The organism is Desulfovibrio oxyclinae DSM 11498, assembly GCF_000375485.1.
Classification (GTDB): Bacteria; Desulfobacterota; Desulfovibrionia; order Desulfovibrionales; family Desulfovibrionaceae; genus Pseudodesulfovibrio; species Pseudodesulfovibrio oxyclinae.
The window spans coordinates 217479-237812 of the sequence record NZ_AQXE01000001.1; the positions used below are offsets into that span (position 1 = coordinate 217479).

Sequence of the window (20334 nt, forward strand, 5' to 3'; positions counted from 1 at the left end):
GAAATAGTTGAATTTAGTGTTAAGGTGGCAGTGCTCGGACATTCGGGTCCGGGTTCAATCACTGCCGCGCAATAGCAGCGAGGCACATACCAAGGAGGCCAAGGGTTATGAAACTCGACCGCCGAAGCTTCATGAAGCTCGCAGGCTCGTCAGCGGCGTGTCTCAGCCTCGGGCAGCTCGGAGTCAGCCTGACTCCGGTCAGGGCCTACGCGGCGGAAATCAAGATTTCCGGTGCCAGAGAGGTCGTGACGGTCTGTCCGTTCTGTTCCGTCAGCTGTCACGTCATCGGCCATGTCAAGGAAGGCAAGCTCGTCAACACCGAGGGCGACCCGGACTATCCCATCAACGAAGGCTCCCTGTGCGCCAAGGGTGCGGCCATGTTCAGCATGACCACAAGCCACCACCGGCTGCAGAAGCCGCTTTATCGCGCACCTTACAGTGACAAATGGGAAGAGAAGAGCTGGGACTGGATGCTCGACCGCATCGCGCGGCGCATCAAGGATACCCGCGACAAGGACATCATTCTCAAGAATGACAGGGGCGAGACCGTCAACCGCCTCGAATCCATGTTCCTGCTGGGCACTTCCCACGCGGGCAACGAGGAATGTGCCATCGCGCATCAGGCGATGCGCGGCCTGGGTGTCGTCCACATGGACCACCAGGCGCGTATCTGACACAGCGCCACAGTTGCGGCTCTGGGAGAGTCGTTCGGACGCGGTGCGATGACCAACCACTGGATCGACATCAAGAATGCCGATTCCATCCTCATAATGGGCAGCAATGCTGCCGAACACCACCCGATCTCTTTCAAATGGGTGCTGCAAGCCAAGGACAAGGGCGCCACCGTGATGCACGTTGACCCCAAGTTCTCCCGCACCTCCGCCAGATCGGACTTTCACGTCCCCCTGCGGTCCGGAACGGACATCGCCTTCCTCGGGGGCATGATCAAGTACATTCTCGACAACGAACTCTTTTTCAAGGAGTACGTCACCGAGTACACCAACGCCTCACTCATTGTGGGCGAAGGTTACGGTTTCAAGGACGGCCTGTTTACCGGGTACGACCCCAAGACGCGTTCCTACGACAAGAGCCGCTGGGGATTCGAGCTGGATGGAAACGGCGTGCCGAAGCGCGACAAGTCACTTCAGCATCCGCGCTGCGTGCATCAGCTCATGAAGAAGCACTACTCCCGCTATGGCATCGACGCGGTTTCCGCCACCACGGGGGTTTCCGCCGAGAACCTGCTCAAGGTCTACAAGACCTTCACGGCCACCGGAAAGCGGGACAAGGCCGGGACCATCATGTACGCCCTCGGCTGGACCCAGCATACCGTCGGCGTCCAGAACATCCGCTCAGCGGGCATCATCCAGCTTCTTCTCGGCAACATCGGCGTTGCGGGCGGCGGCATCAATGCCCTGCGCGGCGAACCCAACGTACAGGGCTCCACCGACCACACGCTGCTGTATCACATCATACCCGGTTACATGGCCATGCCGAACAACGAATGGCAGACTTACGACGACTACGTGAAGGCCAACACGCCGGTGAGCAACGACCCCATGTCCGCCAACTGGTGGAAGAACAAGCCCAAATATTTCGCCAGCCTGCTTAAGGCATGGTTCGGCGAAAACGCCACGCCGGAGAACGGCTTCTGCTACGAATACCTGCCCAAGATCGAAAAGGGAGAGGATTACTCCTACATGTACCTTTTCGACCGCATGTACGAGAAAAAGATCCGCGGCGGCATAATCATCGGCCTCAACCCCATGAACAGCGTGCCCAACTCCAACAAGGTGCGTAAGGCGCTGGACAATCTGGACTGGCTGGTGACCTCCGAGCTCCATCATTCCGAGACCACGGACAACTGGCAGCGTCCCGGCGTGGACCCCAAGAGCGTGAAGACCGAGGTCTTCCTGCTTCCCTCCGCACACCGGCTGGAAAAGGAAGGCTCCGTCACCAACTCCGGACGCTGGCTGCTCTGGCACTACAAGGCTATCGAACCCGCGTTTGAAGCCCGCTCGTTCGGCGATATGTTCACCGGTTTCATGACGCGGGTGCGCGAACTCTATCGCGAGGAAGGCGGCACGCTGCCCGAGCCCGTGCTCAAACTGGATTACCCCGAGACCTATGATCCCGAGTCGCTCTGNGCGCTGATCAACGGCCGGTTCACCAGAGATACCGTGGTCAAGGGCAAGACATACCGCAAAGGTCAGCTGGTTCCGTCCTTTACCGCGTTGACGGACGACGGTTCCACCAGCAGCCTGAACTGGCTCTATGCAGGTAGTTATACCGAAGAGGGCGGCAATAAGGCCAAGCGGCGCAGCACCAAGCAGACCCCGATGCAGAAGAACATCGGTCTGTTCCCCAATTGGGCATGGTGCTGGCCCGTGAACCGTCGCATCCTCTACAATCGCGCCTCCGTGGACCTGAACGGCAAGCCCTACAATCCGGAGAAGGCGGTCATCGAATGGAAGAACGGCAAGTGGGTCGGCGACGTCCCCGACGGCGGCTGGCCGCCCATGGCCACCGGCAAGGGGCGGTATCCGTTCATCATGTCCAAGCACGGATTCGGCCAGATCTACGGGCCGGGCCGTCAGGATGGTCCGTTCTCGGAGCACTACGAGCCGGTTGAGACCCCTGTTGCGCGCAACATGTTCTCGCAGCAGCTCAACAGCCCCGTGTACAAGTTCGTTTCCAGCGAGATGGACAAGCTCTCCGCGCCCGCGGATCCGAACTTCCCCATCGTGCTGACGACCTACAGCCTCACGGAACACTGGTGCGGCGGCGGAGAAACCCGCAACATCCCGAACCTGCTCGAAGCGGAACCGCAGCTCTATGTCGAGATGAGTCCCGAACTGGCAGGGGAGAAGGGCATCGCCAACGGCGACGGCGTGATCGTGGAGAGCGCGCGAGGGCGCGTTGAGGCCATCGCCATGGTCACGGTCCGCATGCGCCCGTTGCGGGTGCACGGCCGAATCATCCACGAGATAGGCATGCCGTTCTGCTTCGGCTGGACGACCCCGGGAACCGGCGACGCCACCAACAGGCTCACGCCTTCGGTCGGCGACCCGAACACCACCATTCCCGAATACAAGGCCTGCTGCGTGAATGTCCGCAAGGCCGACAGGCTCACCGAGCTTGCAACCTAAAAGGAGGTCGTCATGCCCAAGTCGTTTCTCATCGACACATCCCGCTGCACGGCGTGCCGCGGCTGTCAGATAGCCTGCAAGGAATGGCACGAGCTGCCGGCCAACAAGACTACCCAGTACGGGTGGGGGAGCCATCAGAATCCGCAGGACCTGAATGCGAACAACTATAAACTCGTGCGTTTCAGCGAGCACCTCGACGGTGACGTGATCCGCTGGAACTTCTTCCCGGACCAGTGCCGGCACTGTGTGGAGCCGCCCTGCAAGGACATGGCGGACATGATCGTCGAAGGCGCCGTTGTCCGCGACGACAAGACCGGTGCGGTGCTCTTCACCGAAGCGTCCGTGAAACTCAGCGAGGCGGACTTCGAGGAGGTGCGTATGGCGTGCCCCTATGACATTCCCCGGCGCAATGAGAACTCGGGACTCATGAGCAAATGCACCATGTGCAACGAGCGTATCCATAGCGGACTGCAGCCCGCGTGCGTCAAGGTGTGTCCCACCGGCACCATGCAGTTCGGCGAACGCGAGGACATGCTCAAGCTGGCCGAGGCCCGGCTCGAATCGCTGAAAAAGGACTGGCCCGAAGCCATGCTGGCGGATCCCTATGACGTGAACGTGATCTACCTGCTCATCGACACCCCCGAGAACTATCACGAGCGCTCAGTTGCCGCGAACACCGCGGGTCCCATGTCGAAGAAGCAGTTCTTTGCCACGCTGACGCGTCCCTTCAGGGCCATGAAGGCCTGAGTGTAACAAAACGAATCCCGGAAACGGACCGGACGGCTGCTGGGCTGTCCGGTCCGGGCCCGGAACTGGAGTACTGCATGACATCTTCATTCGACCGCGAAAAAGTGGAAAGGACCCTTGAGACCATCCGCAGGCGGACTCCGGCATACGACGAGCTCACGACACGGTTCGGGCCGCTCTTCATCGCCAGCGAAGAGTTGAGCGCGGAGCTTGTTGAGAAAGGCATCGCGGCACCGGCAATCGACACCGTGAGGTTTGCGTCCGGCGTGCCCGTGCTTGTTGGCAACGATCTTGAGCAATGGCGTGACGAGTTTGCGCTCGCGGCAAAAAGACTGGTTGCCCCGGTCTGTGAAGTGCTTCGTCTTGAACAGGATATTGTCGAAGCGATGCAAAAGGCATTTTCGGATACCGATATGATTTTGGGACTCGCCCGGGCGCGCATGGAGGGCGACGAAGAGCGTTTCAAAGACACCTCCGCCCAGCATGACCTCCCCTCGGACATGCTGATGTTTGTTGCAGAAACCATTTGTTCGTCGGTGCTTCGCGCTGTGGCCGACTCCGTGGGCGAGTCCCTTTCATCGTTTGGCTGGGAGCAGGGTCACTGTCCCGTGTGCGGGGCTACGCCTTCCATTTCTCAGCTTTCCCCCAAAGAGGTCACGGATCTTGATCAGCTCGTGGGCGGTGGCGGCAGAAAGTATCTTCACTGTTCCCTGTGCGGGCATGACTGGCGATTCAAGCGCAACGCATGTCCGTCCTGCGGCAACGACGAAACCGAGTCACGCGAATTCTTTCACGTGGACAACGTGCGCTACGAGCGCGTTGAAGCGTGTCGGAAATGCGGCAGGTATTGTCTGAATATCGACATGCGGGAGTACGAGCCGCATCCGCACCTCGATGCGGTCCAGATGGGACTCATCCACCTTGATCTGCACGCTCGCAGCAACAGCCTGAGCCCGCTGACGCCGACGCTGTGGAATAATGCGGAGTAACGGGGAATGGCGATACCGCAACTGAGACCCATTGAGGCCGAAGGCCGGGCACGAGTCGAATCCTCGCACGGGCTGGCCCCGGCACAGGTCACGTGTCCGGCGACTTTGCAGCGTTACGAGAACGGACGTTTCGCCTTGCGCGATGCTTCCATTGCCGTGGAAGAGGATATGCGGGTTGTGGTGGACGGCCGGGAGGAAGCCCTGCTGTCGCGCACGCCCGGAGATGACATGAATCTTGTGGCGGGTCATCTCTTTGCACGTTCCAGGGTCCGTGAACCCGGCGATATCCTCGACGTACGTTTCAGCTATCGCGGCGTGGCGCGCGCCGAGGTTGCCCTTGGCGGCGGCACCGGCATACGACGCATCTTCCCGTCACCCCGTCCGGTCAGAATCAACCCGCAGGCTCTTTTCAGCTTCAAGGAGCGGTTCGAGCATCGACAGAATCTTTATCGCAATACAGGTTCGACCCATGCGGCCGCGCTCTTTGCCGCAGATGGCGAAATGGTGTCCTTCGGTGAGGACGTTGGGCGGCACAACGCCTTTGACAAAGCCGTAGGTCGCGCACTTTTGGAAGGAACGCTGGAACGCGTGACCATCGCCATGTTGTCTTCGCGACTGGCCTTTGAGCTTGCGGTCAAGGCAACCACGGCCAATATCCCCATCCTGTGCGGATTCTCCGCGGCCACAAGCTCTGGCATCAGTTATGCCGACCGAAACAACCTCACGCTAGTAGGGAGGTTGAGAAGGGATTCCTTCAACGTATATTCCAACGGTTGGCGTATTCACGCGGATGACTGAACGCCAAGTGCGTATTAAAGCGGCCTTCTGTTCGCGTCTTGATCGAAGTCGGGCATTGCAATTGCAACATTCATCATGCGTGTTGTGTGAACTGCACTATTGGCCTATGGTTAATGCGGGAAATGTGTGATGATTTCAGCTTAGATATCGGTCTGATACGGACAGGAGCAAGCATGAAGAATCCCGAGCGGGCGGGGAGAATGTGTCCACGCCAGTTTTTCAGTGTTTCCGAAAATGTGAAGTACCTTGAGTCCGCGCAGCTTGAAGCGCTGGAGCAGGCGTTCATTCAATGGCGGGATGCGGCGAAGCGGGCGGACAGCGTGCGCGCAAGGCTGCGCTTGTGGCTCATCTTCATGCTCCTGAGGCATTCCGGGGCGAGACTGGGCGAAGTGCTTGCGTTGGATGACCGTGCAGCTTTTTCGTCGGTTGCGAATACCGTTCGGCTGGGCGACGGGGAGCGCAGTCGTGAAGTCCCCCTGTCCGACGCGGTTTACGCAGAGGTCGTCCGGACCCTTGAAAGTCCTGCGGGGTGCGGTTTGCGAGGCGATTTCTTTCATGTCGATCCCGGTTACTTTCGTCGCATCTGTTATGCCAGAGGCCGTGAATGCGGCCTGAGCCGCGATATGGTCGGACCGACCGTTCTGCGCAATACCCGTGCGGTGGAGATGCTTCGCAGCGGCGTGCCCATTACCGTGGTCAAGGAGATGCTCGGCCAGTCCTCGCTTGACCTGACGGCGCCGTTCCAACGGTTCACGCCGCAGGACGCGGCGTCCATCATGCAAAAAAGCCTTCGCGGAAGAACCAGCGCGCGCAACGCTTTTACCGGGCATGTGGTGGATATCCGAACCGACGCGGTCATGGCACAGGTCGTACTGGAGACCCGGTCCGGTCTGCGCCTGTGTGCCGTCATCACCGTGGACAGTCTGGAGAATCTGGATTTGCGGGTCGGCTCTCCGTTGGAAGCGACGGTCAAGGCGCCGTTGGTGAACGTGCTGTCCTGCGATGAACATCCTGGCGGGAGCGCGTGCAACCGCCTGTGCGCCAAGGTCGTACGCGTGACGGATTCCCCGGTGCTCACCGAAGTGCTGGCGCGGCTACCGGACGGAACCGACGTGTGCGCGCTCATTTCTGCGGAAAGCGCAGGGGCTATGGATCTTGCTACCGGAACCGAAGCGCAGTTCTGGTTCAAGGCTCTTTCAGTAGTATTGAATACCGGCTGAACTCGGGGCGATTCCTTTATCCACCTGTCCTGACACAATTATTCTTGGGCCCTACAGGGACTGCTGAATGCCCACCGGCGTGAATCACGTGCAGAGGCCGGATGTATGGTTTTCACTGACGGGAAGTGACAGACCATGCGTAAGGCTTTGTGTGTGGATTTTTGTCGAGGTATGGTTTGTATTCCTTTACGGTATTGTTCTGTTGATTCAAGTACATTACGGGCTGATCAGCGCCATGGTATTTCAATTTTGTGAAATGTTGGTCCGGGAGCGACGTTGACAGGGTGGTGCAAGAGTGGAACTCTCCCGGGCATGATAGGTAAATTCTATTGATCTGCCTGGATGCGGGTAGCCGTGTGTGGCGGGTATTGACTCGTTAACCATTCGGGCGTTGACTTTCCGTTTTCACCTTATGCAAAAGAGGTTTATTCAATGCCGTGTTTTCAATCGTGATGGTTCATGAAGTGTTTTTTCGGATGTCCACCAGCTCATGAACTGTTGCTTCGGGTGAATGAAAACATGAGGTTGATGACTTTTCTGCTGATATAGGGCAATGCTATTCATGCTCCGTGCGGGATCACTGATTGGGCGGAAAACACTTTGAGGGGGTGATTTATGCTCAGCACCAAATTTGCCATTCCTGACGTTATCTTTGGCCGTGGGGCCATTACTCATCTGGCGCAATGTGCCAAGCGGGTCGGGGCTGAGAGAGTCTTTTTCGTCAGCGATCAGGGAGTGGAGGATTCCGGCTGGGTCGGTTTGGTCAAGGGAATGCTTCGGGCCAACGACCTTGAGTGCGTGTATTTCAATGACGTGAACTCCAACCCGCGGGACAAGCAGGTTCAGGAAGGCGTTGAAATCTACCGCGAGGGGAAGTGTGATGTGGTCATTGCGCTTGGTGGCGGAAGCCCGATGGATGCGGCCAAAGGCATTGCCACCATCGTGGGCAACGGCGGGGAGATCAAGGACTACGAAGGCGCCAACAGGATCATGCGTCCGCTGCCGCCCATGATCTTCATCCCGAGCACGGCAGGAAGCAGCTCCGATATTTCCCAGTTCTGCATCATTACCGATATGGAACGGCGGGTGAAGATGTCCATAATCAGCCGGTCGCTCGTTCCCAGTATCTCCATAGTTGATCCCCAGCTGCTCGTGACCCAGGACAGAAGCCTCATTCTGGCGGCGGGTGTCGATGCCCTTGCGCACGCCATTGAGTCCTACGTATCCAAGCTCGCTTCCCCGTTTACGGACCTCCATGCCCGGAATGCGATCCAGCTGATCATAGCGAATCTGGAGCGTGCTGCCGAAGAGAAGGACATCGAGGCGCTTGAACAGCTCTCCATCGCCAGCACTTCTGCCGGAATGTCTTTCAGCAACGCGGGACTCGGCGATCTTCATGCTCTTGCTCACGCGCTGGGCGGCCTGTGCGATGTCCTGCACGGCTGGGTGCATCCCACGTTGCTGCCTTCCGTTATGCGTTACAACCTGCCTTCATGCATGGCGAAGATGGGAGAGATAGGGCGACTGGTCACGGGCTCGAATACCGGATCGGACCGGGATGCCGCCATGATGGGGATTGAAAAGCTTGAGCAGTGGTTCGAGAAACTGCAACTCAATACCAAACTGCAAAAGCTGGTGCCGAACAGGGAAGATCTGATGCATGTCTGCAATATGGCGACGCATGATGCGTGTCATCTGACGAATCCGCGGCCCGCTTCGGCCGAGGATCTCATGTCCGTGTGCGAGGAGGCGTGGTGATGACTCCGACGACGACCCTGAGTGACCTGATAGGCATAGAGCACTCGAAACTCGGTTTTTTTCAGGAACTCCAGCAGACAGTCGTGGAGCTTCAGCAGTCCAACAGCGAACTGGAAAGCCAGCGTCGTGAGATTGCGGCCATCATTGACGGCATTACGGACGTGATGATGGTCCTGTCCGAGGATCTGGAGATTATCTCGGTCAACAATGAGTTCCATAACCTGTTCCCAGAAGGCAATCCCATCGGAAAGCACTGCCATGAGCTGTTCCGCGATACCATGGACGCCTGTCCGGAATGCCCAGCCTTTCAGTCCCTTTCGACCAACTCCGTTTGCAAGGAAACGGCAGTCTTCAAGATCGACGGGTGCAACCGGCAGTTCGAGATGATCGCCTCACCCTTGAAGACGCCGGGCGGCGGCGCGAACCGGGTGCTGATCTTCAAGCGGGACGTGACCACGGAAAAAGAGTTTCAGGCCAAGTATTATCAGGCTGAAAAGATGGCGACGGTGGGCACGCTGTCAACAGGCATCGCCCATGAGGTCAACAATCCGCTCATGGCGATTTCCGGTTATGCCGAAGGAATCCAGCGAAGGCTCAGAAAACATGCCGAAGCCATGCCCGAGGAGGTTGCCCGGGAGTTCGCCGAGTATACCGAGACCATCCTCAAGGAGTGTTCAAGGTGCCAGAAGATTGTCCGAAGCCTGTTGAATTTCGGGCATCCCGAAACGTCGGTCTTCGGCTTTGTCAATCTGAACAGTGTCATCAAGGAAACCCTGACGATTCTGGGCTATCATCTGAAGAAGTCCCGAAAGCTCGCCATCGAACTGGAGTTGAGCGAGGATCTGCCTCTCATCTATGCGGATGAACCCCGGCTCAATCAGGTGGTGCTCAATCTCCTGACCAATGCGGCTGACGCCATGGATGGGAAAAAGGGAGCCATCACCATCAGATCATTTATCAAGGAAAACGACTTCATCGTGATAGAGGTGGAGGATCAAGGGATAGGCATCCCGCCGGACATCCGGAACAGGCTTTTCGATCCGTTCTTCACGACCAAGTCCGTGGGCAAGGGAATAGGCATCGGCCTGTCCACCTGTTATGGAATAGTCAAGGACCACAACGGGGAGATAAATGTCAGGAGCGCCGAGGGTGAAGGCTCCTGCTTTACGGTGACCCTCCCCATCCAACAGGAAAAATAGGGAACCGAATGCAGGCTCCATATTATGTGCTCGTCGTGGACGATGAGCAAAGCATACGAAAGCTTCTGGAAAACGAACTCGGTACCCCCGAGCGGGTGGTTCATACGGCAGAAGATGCCCGGACCGCCCGGCAGCTTATAAAAAAACAGCAATATGATGTCATCATTCTTGATATCCGACTGCCAGACGCCAACGGACTCGACCTCTTTTCGGAATTCAAGGTAGCCATTCAGGATGTCGAGATCATCCTCATCACCGGGCACGGCGATATTGATAACGCGGTAGAAGCCATGCGGATGGGGGTCGGCGATTACATCACCAAGCCCTTCAAGCTGGACCGGCTGGAGGTCGTCATCGAACGCGCTTACCAGCGTGTGTGTCTGCAACGGGAGAACAGGGGCCTGCGGCATACGCAGGATGCGAAGGTGGGTTGGTACAACCTCATCGGCCGGTCGGCGCCCATTCAGGAAATCAAGTTTCTTATAGACAAGCTCACCAACTCCGAGGTTCCGGTCCTCATCACGGGGGAAAGCGGGGCAGGAAAGGACGTGGTCGCGCGGGCGATTCACAGTCGGTGTCGCCGCTCGGCGCAACCGCTCATCGTGAAGAACTGCGCCATGCTTCATCGGGAAATGGTCCGCTCCGAGCTGTTCGGGCACAAGAAGGGGGCTTTTACCGGAGCATCCGAAGGCCATGAGGGTTTGATCTCGGTCGCTCACAAAGGAACGCTGTTTCTTGATGAAATAGGCGACCTGCCTGAGGACGTTCAGGCATCCCTGCTGCGTCTGCTGGAGACGAAGACCTATCGCCGCATGGGGGAGAACAAAGAACGCAGGGCCGACGTCAGGTTCCTGTTCGCCACCAACCGCGACCTTGCCAAGGCCGTCGAAGACGGCTCGTTCAACGAGGCACTGTTCCATCGCATCAATGTATTCAAGATCCACATCCCGGAACTCAAGGAGCGAAAGGAGGACCTGCCACTGCTCGTCGAGCATTTCCTTTCGCTGCTGACCAAGGGCCAGACGCCCGCGTCCTTGCCGGAAAAGACCTTGCAACGCCTGCTGAGCTACGACTGGCCGGGAAACGTGCGCGAGCTGCGTAATGTCCTAGAAAGAGCGCTTATTCTTTCGGATGGCGGGGCCATTACCGAAAACTGCCTCCCCAAGGAGTTGCTTACAAACGGTTACAGCTGTAGCGATGCTCGCCCGATGTCACTGGAGGCCGTGGAATTGGAGCATATAGCTCGTGTGCTTTCCATCTATGAAGGTAATAAGCAGAAAGCCGCCGAGGTCCTCGGCATCGGGCGGAAAACGCTTTATCGCAAGATCGAGAAATACGGCCTGGAAGGATGATCCCATTCGTTATTTACTAATCGGATAGATATCGCTTGTATATGATCAGCGTCGCCACTCAAGGCGGCGCTTTTTTTATTTTGGGAAAGTACTTCTCCCATGAACAGGAGAAATGTGTGTGAGCATGCAATTCGCCCAGAGTGAGAGCGGCGAAAGTGACACAGTCCCTTCTATTTGTGGGTCAAAATGATACACGGTTTAAGTTGTTGAAATGTATATAGTTATTGGAAAGACCGGGGAGGGGCGGAAGCAAAGTGTGTCCCTCGGGCTCACGAGGGGGCGTGCTTTTTGTTTAAGAAGTCTCCTGTTTTTTTAAAATATGATGAAATGATTGAATTTAATCCATTGGCACGGCGATTGCCTATAGAGAGGGTAGTTACGTCCATTCCAATAGTAAATCTTAACCGAGAAAGCTTAAGGAGTCGTGCAATGGCAGTACGTGAACAGGTGAACGGATTTTTCATTCCCAGTGTGACCCTCATCGGCATCGGCGCTTCCAAGGAGATCCCCGAGAAGATTCAGGCCCTCGGCGGCAAGAAGCCCCTGATCGTTACCGACCCCGGTATTGTCGCCACCGGCATCCTGAAGCAGATCACCGACATTCTTGACGGCGCCAAGGTCAAGTACGAAGTCTACGACAAGACCATTCCCAACCCGACTGACGCAAACGTGGCCGAAGGCGTGGAAGTCTACAAGAAGGGCAAGTGCGACAGTCTGATCACTCTGGGTGGCGGTTCCTCTCACGACTGCGGCAAGGGCATCGGCCTCGTCGTTTCCAACGGCGGCACCATTCACGACTACGAAGGCGTGGACAAGTCCTCGAACCCCATGCCGCCTTACGTTGCAGTGAACACCACTGCCGGTACCGCTTCCGAAATGACCCGTTTCTGCATCATCACCGATCTTTCCCGCAAGGTTAAGATGGCCATCGTGGACTGGCGCGTCACCCCCGGCATCGCCCTTGACGACCCGCTGCTGATGGTCGGCATGCCCCCGGCGCTGACCGCCGCCACCGGCATGGACGCCCTGACCCACGCCGTGGAAGCCTACGTTTCCACCATCGCCACCCCCATGACCGACGCCTGTGCCGAAAAGGCCATCGAGCTTATCTTCAAGCATCTGCGCGCCGCTGTAGCGAACGGTCAGGACATCGAAGCCCGTGAAGGCATGTGCTTCGCCCAGTATCTCGCAGGCATGGCATTCAACAACGCCTCCCTGGGGCATGTCCACGCCATGGCTCACCAGCTGGGTGGCTTCTACGACCTCCCGCACGGCGAATGCAACGCCATTCTCCTGCCCCACGTCGAGAAGTTCAACCTCATCGCCAAGGTGGACCGCTTCGTCAAGATGGCCGAGATCATGGGCGAAAACGTCGAAGGTCTCTCCCCGCGTGCCGGTGCCGAACTGGCTCTCGATGCCATCAAGCAACTGTCCTGCGACGTGGGCATCCCCTCCGGCCTGATCGAACTCGGCAAGCGTTACGGCAAGGACGTCAAGGCCGAAGACATCGCGATCATGACTGCCAACGCCCAGAAGGACGCGTGTGGCTTCACCAACCCGCGTTGTCCCACCGACGAAGACGTGACCGCCATCTACACCGCAGCTCTGTAAGTCTGAAAACAAGCCCGGGGAAGCCTCACCCTTCCCCGGGCTCTGTCAACCGGCCCGGCAGGAGGGCGCAGGTCCCCTGTGTGCTCCATGACAGGGATGTTCACTCCAAACGATGCGGAAGTTCTATGAACACAGTATCTCTCAAAGACTCCTGCGACGATGCTTTCATCGCCGAAGTGGAGCAGGAAAGCGAGCAGAAGGTAAACACCTGTTATCAATGCGGGAACTGTACGGCAGGCTGCCCGTATTCTTCCTTTTATGACTATCCCGTCAGCCAGATCATGCGCCTCCTGCAGGCCGGACAGAAGGAAACCATACTCTCCAGCCACTCGCTGTGGCTGTGCGCCACCTGCGAATCCTGCACCACCCGTTGCCCCAACGAAATCGATGTGGCTCGCATCATGGATGTGCTGCGCCACATGGCCCGCAGGGCCGGGTATGCCCCCGAGCGTGCAGTCAAGACGTTCTGGGACAGTTTTCTCGATTCCGTCGAAAAGCATGGCCGCGTCTTCGAAATGGGACTGGTTGCGAGGTATATCGCCAAGACGGGCCGAGTCCTTACCGATGCGGATCTGGGGGTGGACATGCTCCCCAAGGGAAAGCTGAGCTTCAAGCCGCACCCCATCGTCGGCAAGGAGAGCGTCGCGAAGATTTTCAAACGCTACAATGAGGAGCGTGAGTCGTGAGTGGCACCTACGCATATTACCCCGGCTGCTCCGGGCTGGGCACCTCTGTGGAGTACGACCTCTCCACGCGCGCCATCTGCAGGGAGCTGGGCATTGAGCTCGTGGATATCCCGGACTGGAGCTGCTGCGGATCCACTCCGGCCCATACCGTGGACCACACGCTGTCCTGCGCCTTATCCGCGCGAAACATCTTTCAGGCCGAAAGTCTGGACGTGGACGGCATCATCACGCCGTGCCCCAGTTGTCTGACCAACCTCAAGACGGCCAGTCACCGCATGCGGAACGAGGCGTTCAAGGCCAGGGTCGAGAGGCTGCTGGACGGCCCTGTGGAGAATCGACTTCCAATCATGTCGGTCCTTCAGGTCCTTTCAGAAACAATCGGTCCGGCCGCCATTGCGGAGAAAGTGACCGAGCCTCTCACCGGACTGCGCCTTGCTCCGTACTACGGTTGCATCATGAATCGTCCGCCCGAAATCATGGACTTCGACGACTGTGAAAACCCGGTCGCCATGGACGAGCTGATGACGGCGCTTGGGGCCGACGTCGCGCCCTTTCCCCTCAAGGTCGAGTGCTGCGGAGCCTCATTCGGTGTGGCCCGCAAGGACATGGTCATGAAGCTTTCAGGGAGACTCCTTGATCTCGCCGAGGATGTCAGTGCCCACGCGATGGTCACTGCCTGCCCCCTGTGCCAGATGAACCTCGATCTCAGACAGAAGCAGATCAACTCGGCCCACAAAGCCAAGCATCGGATGCCGGTGTTCTACTACACCCAGCTCATCGGCAAGGCTCTGGGAATGGGAGAGGAGAGCCTGATGTTGGATAAGCTGATCGTTCCCCCGTCCGTGGCATTTCGGAAAATGGATGAAGTGCGCCGGTCGGCATCCTGACGGGCCGAACCTCAAGGAGCAGCAGTAGCATGAAAATAGGTGTTTTCGTCTGCCATTGCGGCAGCAATATCGCCGGTACCGTGGATGTCGCGACAGTGGCCGCCGAAGCGCAGAAGATGCCCGACGTGGCCTTTGCCAGCGACACCATGTACGCCTGTTCCGAGCCGGGACAGGAGGGCATCATTGAAGCCATCAAAGAGCACGGGCTGGATGGCGTGGTCGTGGCCTCATGCACGCCCAGGATGCATGAACCCACCTTCCGCAAGGCTGTGGAGCGGGCCGGTCTCAATCGGTACATGTTCGAGATGGCCAATATCCGGGAGCACGTTTCCTGGATCGGGAAGGATACGGAAGCCAACACTCGCAAAGCCATTGATCTTGTTTCCATGGCCGCAGCCAAGCTGAGCCGCAACAAGAGCCTCACCCCCAAGAAGTTCGACATCAACAAGCGGGTCATGATCATTGGCGGTGGCGTCGCCGGAATTCAGGCGGCCCTCGACTGTGCCGATGGCGGGCTGGAAGTGGTTCTCGTGGAAAAGACGTCGTCCATCGGCGGCAAGATGTCCAAGCTGGACAAGACATTCCCAACCATCGACTGTTCCAGCTGCATTCTGGGTCCCAAGATGGTCGATATCTCCCAGCATCCGAACATCACCTTGTACGCCAGTACGGAAGTGATCGGCGTCACCGGGTATGTGGGCAACTTCACCGTGGATTTGAACAGGAAGACTTCCTACGTGGACTGGGAGGCCTGCACCGGTTGCGGCCTGTGCATGGAGAAATGTCCCAGCAAGAAGACGCACGACACCTTCAACGAAGGCGTTGGAACCACCACGGCGATCAACATCCCGTTTCCGCAGGCGATCCCGAAAAAGGCGTCGATCAATGCGGACTCCTGCATCAAACTCACCAAGGGCAAGTGCGGCGTCTGCGAAAAAATTTGTCCCACTCAGGCCATTCGGTTTGAGCAAACGGATGAGACGGTAGTCGAATCCGTGGGCGCAGTTGTTGTGGCCACCGGTTACGATCTGTTCGACTATACTCGCTACGGGGAGTACGGGGGCGGCCGATATACCGACGTAATAACCTCACTTCAATACGAACGGTTGCTCTCGGCGTCAGGTCCCACCGGTGGCCACATCAAACGTCCTTCTGACGGCAAGGAACCTCAAAACATCGTCTTTATCCAGTGCGTAGGTTCCAGAGACAAGAGCGTCGGACGTCCGTACTGCTCGGGGTTCTGCTGCATGTACACGGCAAAACAGGCGATCCTTACCAAGGACCACCTCCCGGAATCGCAATCCTACGTCTTCTACATGGATATCCGGGCTCCGGGTAAGCAGTACGACGAGTTCACCCGTCGCGCCATGGAGGAATACGAGACCAAGTACGTCCGCGGTCGCGTCTCCATGATCTACCCCAAGGGCGACCGCTATGTGGTCCGCGGTGCGGACACCCTCATGGGCAGCGCCGTCGAGATCGAAGCGGACCTTGTGGTCCTTGCAGTGGGTGCGGAAGCAGCCCAGGGGGCTCCCCAGCTGGCCGAGAAGCTCCGCATCTCCTACGACTCCTTCGGCTTCTACATGGAAAGCCATCCCAAGCTTCGTCCCGTGGAAACCAACACTGCCGGCGTCTATCTGGCCGGAGCGTGTCAGGGACCCAAGGACATTCCGTCCTCGGTGGGACAGGGCAGTGCCGCGGCGGCAAAGGTGCTGTCGCTCTTCTCCAAGGATCAGCTGGAAAGCGACCCCCAGATATCGGAAGTGGACATCAAGCGGTGCATCGGATGCGGCAAGTGCATCGAGACCTGCCCCTTCGGCGCCATCGAGGAAATCGATTTCCGCGGGCAGCCCAAGGCGAATGTCATCGAAACCATTTGCCAGGGGTGCGGCATCTGCACCTCCACCTGCCCGCAGGGCGCCATCCAGTTGCAGCATTTCACCGACAATCAGATCCTCGCGGAGGTCAACGCCTTATGTCAGCAGTCGATGCAGCAGAATTACGAATAGTCGGCTTTCTCTGTAACTGGTGCTCCTACGGCGGCGCGGACACGGCCGGTGTCGGACGTTTCCAGCAGCCCACGGACCTGCGCATCATCAGGGTTCCCTGTTCCGGGCGCATTGATCCGCTTTTCGTGGTCAAGAGTCTGATCAACGGCGCCGACGGCGTGCTGGTCTCCGGTTGCCATCCGCGTGACTGTCACTACAGCGAAGGCAACTTCTACGCCCGCCGGCGGTTGGAGGTTCTGAAACGATTCCTGCCCATCCTCGGCATCGACGAGCGTCGTTTCGAATACACCTGGGTCTCGGCCTCGGAAGGGCAGAAATGGAAGACCGTGGTGTCGAAATTCACGGAACGCATCCACGAGCTCGGCCCCGCCCCCAAGATCAACGAAAGCATGGTGGCTCAGGCCAAGGCTCTGGCCGCAAGGGCCGTGTAACCGGTTCGTTACGGAGTGAATCAATGCAGCATTTGGAAGAATTGAAACAGCAGATCAAGGACAAGCTGCCGGAGCTGGATGTGGTTGTCGGCTGGGAGCAGGGCTTTGACCCACTGCGGGCCACGCCGCTGTTCATGCGCAAGCCGGAAGACGTGGGCCGGCTGATCTGGAACCCGTTGTGTGTGCACAACCTTGCGACCTATCTGACCGGCCTCAAAGGCAAAAAGGTCGGTGTGGTGGTCAAGGGATGTGACAGCCGTTCCGTTATCCAGTTGCTTCAGGAGAAACTCATCAGCCGCGATGACGTCACCGTGTTCGGCCTGCCGTGCACCGGCGTGGTTTCCATCAGGAAGATAAATCGGCAGCTCGGTTCTCTCGACTACGTGGAGGATGTCGAACTGTCCGAAGATTCCATCACCGTGACCAGCAACGGGCAGAAACACGCCTTCGGACTGGCGGACGTGGCGGCCGACAAGTGCGGGCGCTGCCAGTATCATAGCGCGCTGCTTTCGGATGCTTTCGTCGGTGAGCCGCTGACCGAGCAGGCCGAAGATGATTACGCCGATGTGAAGGCGTTCGAGGAGCAGTCCGAAGAGGACAAGATGAACCACTGGCTTGATGTCATGGATCGCTGTGTGCGCTGTTACGCCTGTCGCAACGCCTGCCCCATGTGCGTCTGTCGGGATCACTGTGTGGCTCAGAGTCGCGACCCCCACTGGATGACGCAGGAAGATTCCGTGCAGAACAAGTGGCTGTTCCAGATGATCCACACCATGCACCTCGCCGGACGCTGTACGGAGTGCGGCGAATGCGAGCGCTCCTGCCCTGTTTCCATCCCGCTGCTGCTTCTGCGTCGCAAGATGAACAAGGAAATCAACGAACTCTTCGACTACAAGGCCGGAACCCTCATCGACGGAAAGCCGCCGCTGATGTCCTTCAAGGTTGAAGAAGAGAATATCAATGAGAGAGGCTGGTAATGGCAGACAAATTCGTCGCTACAAACGAACTCGGTTCCTGGCTGGCAGCGTTGTCGGATCAGTACCGCACCCTCGTGCCGAGGCGCGAAGGCGATGCCGTCGTCTTCCAGCCCTTCGAAGAGTCCCGGCCCGTGGAGCTTGATGCCCGTCCGACCAAATCTCCCAAGGAAGCCGTCTTTCCTCAGTGTGAGGCGCTGCTCACCTTTGCTTACAACAAAAATCCCGAAACCCCAGGACGCGTGGAAGTCGCGGTGACCGAGAAGATGGGGGGCGCACCCACGGTCGTGGTTGGCGGACGTCCCTGCGACGCCTCCGGCTTTTTCACCTTTGACCGGGTGTACGACTCCGAACGGGTCAAGGATCTCAACTACCTTCATCGCCGCGAACAGACGCTGTTTGTGAGTCTGGTCTGCGAAAAGCCCGCAACAACGTGCTTTTGCAACTGGGTCGGCGGCGGGCCTGCATCCGCCAACGGTTCGGATGCCCTTATGATCCCTGTTGACGGCGGCTACGTGCTTGAATCCCTGACCGACAGTGGCGGCAAGCTGCTGAAAGGGCTCTCCGATGCTTCCGATGCCCGGACGAAACAGGCGCAATCGGTCAAGAGTGCCGCGGAGGAAGCCATGGACAAGGCTCCCGACCTGTCCGCCGCACAGGAGCAACTGCTTGCGCATTTCGACGATGCCGAGTTCTGGGAAGACCAGTCCGGTAAATGCATCAGCTGCGGCACCTGCACGTATCTTTGTCCGACCTGCTACTGCTTCAACATTACCGATGAACAGTTCGGGCATGAGGGCGTGAGGCTGCGGACGTGGGACAACTGCATGTCCAGCCTGTTCACGATGGAGGCCAGCGGGCACAACCCCCGGCCGACTAAGGCGCATCGCCTCAAGAACAGAGTCGGGCACAAGTTCAGTTATTACCCGTCACTGCATGGCGGCAACATCGCCTGCTGCGGCTGCGGTCGCTGCATCAAGAGCTGTCCTGCTTCAGTGGATATCAGGGCAATCGTGCTGAACGCCATCGCCACCCCGGTTTCGCAACCGGAGGGCTAACATTCACAGGGAATGACAATGACAAAAGCGCCGAATCCATATCTCCCCGCTGTAGGCACCATCACCGAGACCATTCAGGAGACGCCCACCATCAAGACGTTCCGCGTGGTCCTCAACAGTGAAGAGGCGATGAAGAATTTCACCTTCCATCCCGGACAGGTGGGACAGCTTTCCGTTTTCGGAACGGGCGAGTCCACATTCGTCATCAATTCGCCGCCGACCCGTATGGACTACCTTCAGTTCAGCGTCATGCGGGCAGGTGAAGTTACGGCCAAACTGCATTCCCTGTCGGCTGGCGACCAGGTGGGCGTCCGGGCTCCGTTGGGCAACTGGTTCCCGTACGAGGAGCTCAAGGGCAAGGACATCGTTTTCGTTGGGGGCGGCATCGGCATGGCTCCTCTGAGAACCCTGTTGCTCTACATGCTCGATAACCGCAGTGATTACGGTGAGATCTCAGTCCTCTACGGTGCCAGATCCCCGCAGGACATGGCGTTTCAGTACGAGCTTCCCGAGTGGCTGGAGAGAAGCGACATGAACACCGTGCTGACCATCGACGCAGCGGCGGAAGGGTGGGAGCACTCGGTGGGGCTCATCCCCAACGTGCTTTTGGAGATGGAGCCTTCTCCCAAAAATACGGTCGCCATCACCTGCGGTCCTCCCATCATGATCAAGTTCACTCTTCAGGCGTTGCAGAAGCTCGGCTTCAAGGACGACCAGATCATCACCACTCTGGAAAAAAGGATGAAGTGCGGCGTTGGCATCTGTGGTCGCTGCAACATCGGCGGCAGTTACGTCTGCGTGGACGGTCCGGTCTACACCTACGAGCAGCTGAAGGCGCTGCCCAACGAACTGTAGGAACAGGCGAAGTGCGGAGCGGTCCGACTTGAAGGCTGCTCCCGCTGAACCGGCAACAGTTTAGCTCATCATAACGGAGTATGAAATGGCTCATTTTTTCAGGGCGAATGAAATAGCTAACGTCGCCATAGAGATCGAGAAGAAAGGTCGCGAATTCTACCTGCTGGCCGCACAGAAGGCCAAGAGCAGCGAGATCAAGGACATATTTACCTACCTTGCCGACGAAGAAACCAAACACGAGCAGGTTTTTCGCAGCATGTTGGATCGCCTCGGCGATGTCGAAATGCCCGCCTGGGCTTCCCATGAAGAATATATGCAGTACCTTGAGGCGCTCATTGAATCGCACATGCTGTTTGGTGAGCTTGGCCGGAAGTTCATGGAGCGGGCCGACAGCGAAATGGATGTCCTGAAGATGGCCATGAGTTTCGAAAAGGACACCATGCTTTTCTTCATGGAAATGATGGAGCTGGTGCCTGCTTCGGAGAAGTACGTCGTTCAGCAGTGTTACGAGGAAGAACGCAAACATCTCCGGGACCTCAGCAAGATGAGCGCGAAAATGAAGACGTAAGTGTCGTAAGGGCGGTTGGCGCGCCCCGTCGTATATCCAGCAA

Annotated in this window: 17 protein-coding genes; all 17 read left to right on the plus strand. The window is 58.0% G+C overall.

The features are described from left to right. Window positions 1–107: 107 nt before the first annotated feature. The gene (gene fdnG / locus B149_RS0101140) at window positions 108–3149 is read left to right on the plus strand and encodes a formate dehydrogenase-N subunit alpha (RefSeq protein ID WP_156816707.1); all 3042 of its coding nucleotides are present in this window, start codon (window positions 108–110) and stop codon (window positions 3147–3149) included. A gap of 12 nt (window positions 3150–3161) precedes the next feature. Further along, entirely contained in the window at window positions 3162–3896 is a 735-nt protein-coding gene (locus B149_RS0101145) for a 4Fe-4S dicluster domain-containing protein (RefSeq protein WP_018123322.1), read from the plus strand. 77 nt (window positions 3897–3973) lie between these two features. Then, on the plus strand, window positions 3974–4885 hold the full coding sequence (locus tag B149_RS0101150) for a formate dehydrogenase accessory protein FdhE (RefSeq protein WP_018123323.1): 912 nt from the start codon (window positions 3974–3976) through the stop codon (window positions 4883–4885). A gap of 6 nt (window positions 4886–4891) precedes the next feature. Further along, window positions 4892–5683, plus strand: a complete 792-nt coding sequence (locus tag B149_RS0101155; RefSeq protein WP_018123324.1) for a formate dehydrogenase accessory sulfurtransferase FdhD — start codon at window positions 4892–4894, stop codon at window positions 5681–5683. 173 nt (window positions 5684–5856) lie between these two features. Continuing rightward, complete coding sequence (locus B149_RS0101160; RefSeq protein WP_018123325.1) at window positions 5857–6903, plus strand: TOBE domain-containing protein; 1047 nt, start codon at window positions 5857–5859, stop codon at window positions 6901–6903. A 615-nt stretch (window positions 6904–7518) separates the two neighbouring features. Further along, window positions 7519–8661, plus strand: a complete 1143-nt coding sequence (locus B149_RS0101165; RefSeq protein ID WP_018123326.1) for an iron-containing alcohol dehydrogenase — start codon at window positions 7519–7521, stop codon at window positions 8659–8661. Further along, the gene (locus B149_RS0101170) at window positions 8661–9860 is read left to right on the plus strand and encodes a two-component system sensor histidine kinase NtrB (protein WP_018123327.1); all 1200 of its coding nucleotides are present in this window, start codon (window positions 8661–8663) and stop codon (window positions 9858–9860) included. Before B149_RS0101165 ends, B149_RS0101170 begins: the two co-directional genes overlap by 1 nt. Before the next feature lie 8 nt (window positions 9861–9868). Next, a complete protein-coding gene (locus B149_RS0101175; protein WP_018123328.1) occupies window positions 9869–11212 on the plus strand; it encodes a sigma-54-dependent transcriptional regulator in 1344 nt (447 codons plus the stop codon). A gap of 429 nt (window positions 11213–11641) precedes the next feature. Next, window positions 11642–12823 carry an iron-containing alcohol dehydrogenase gene (locus B149_RS0101180; RefSeq protein ID WP_018123329.1) on the plus strand — a complete coding sequence of 394 codons (1182 nt, stop codon included), beginning with the start codon at window positions 11642–11644 and terminating at the stop codon, window positions 12821–12823. Between the two features lie 125 nt (window positions 12824–12948). Further along, a complete protein-coding gene (locus B149_RS0101185) occupies window positions 12949–13509 on the plus strand; it encodes a 4Fe-4S dicluster domain-containing protein (protein WP_018123330.1) in 561 nt (186 codons plus the stop codon). Then, window positions 13506–14396: a CoB--CoM heterodisulfide reductase iron-sulfur subunit B family protein gene (locus B149_RS0101190; RefSeq protein WP_018123331.1), complete on the plus strand. Its 891-nt coding sequence runs from the start codon at window positions 13506–13508 to the stop codon at window positions 14394–14396. The genes B149_RS0101185 and B149_RS0101190 overlap by 4 nt, the downstream gene beginning before the upstream one ends. A gap of 29 nt (window positions 14397–14425) precedes the next feature. After that, window positions 14426–16405: a CoB--CoM heterodisulfide reductase iron-sulfur subunit A family protein gene (locus B149_RS0101195; protein WP_018123332.1), complete on the plus strand. Its 1980-nt coding sequence runs from the start codon at window positions 14426–14428 to the stop codon at window positions 16403–16405. Beyond that, window positions 16372–16836, plus strand: coding sequence for a hydrogenase iron-sulfur subunit (locus tag B149_RS0101200; protein WP_018123333.1), 465 nt, complete (start codon window positions 16372–16374; stop codon window positions 16834–16836). The genes B149_RS0101195 and B149_RS0101200 overlap by 34 nt, the downstream gene beginning before the upstream one ends. Window positions 16837–16859: 23 nt before the next feature. After that, on the plus strand, window positions 16860–17813 hold the full coding sequence (locus tag B149_RS0101205) for a 4Fe-4S dicluster domain-containing protein (RefSeq protein ID WP_018123334.1): 954 nt from the start codon (window positions 16860–16862) through the stop codon (window positions 17811–17813). Beyond that, complete coding sequence (locus B149_RS0101210) at window positions 17813–18868, plus strand: 4Fe-4S dicluster domain-containing protein (RefSeq protein WP_018123335.1); 1056 nt, start codon at window positions 17813–17815, stop codon at window positions 18866–18868. Before B149_RS0101205 ends, B149_RS0101210 begins: the two co-directional genes overlap by 1 nt. An 18-nt stretch (window positions 18869–18886) precedes the next feature. After that, window positions 18887–19723 (plus strand): FAD/NAD(P)-binding protein, encoded by an 837-nt coding sequence (locus tag B149_RS0101215; protein WP_018123336.1) that lies wholly within the window; start codon window positions 18887–18889, stop codon window positions 19721–19723. Between the two features lie 85 nt (window positions 19724–19808). Further along, window positions 19809–20291 carry a ferritin-like domain-containing protein gene (locus B149_RS0101220; protein WP_018123337.1) on the plus strand — a complete coding sequence of 161 codons (483 nt, stop codon included), beginning with the start codon at window positions 19809–19811 and terminating at the stop codon, window positions 20289–20291. Window positions 20292–20334 lie beyond the last annotated feature (43 nt).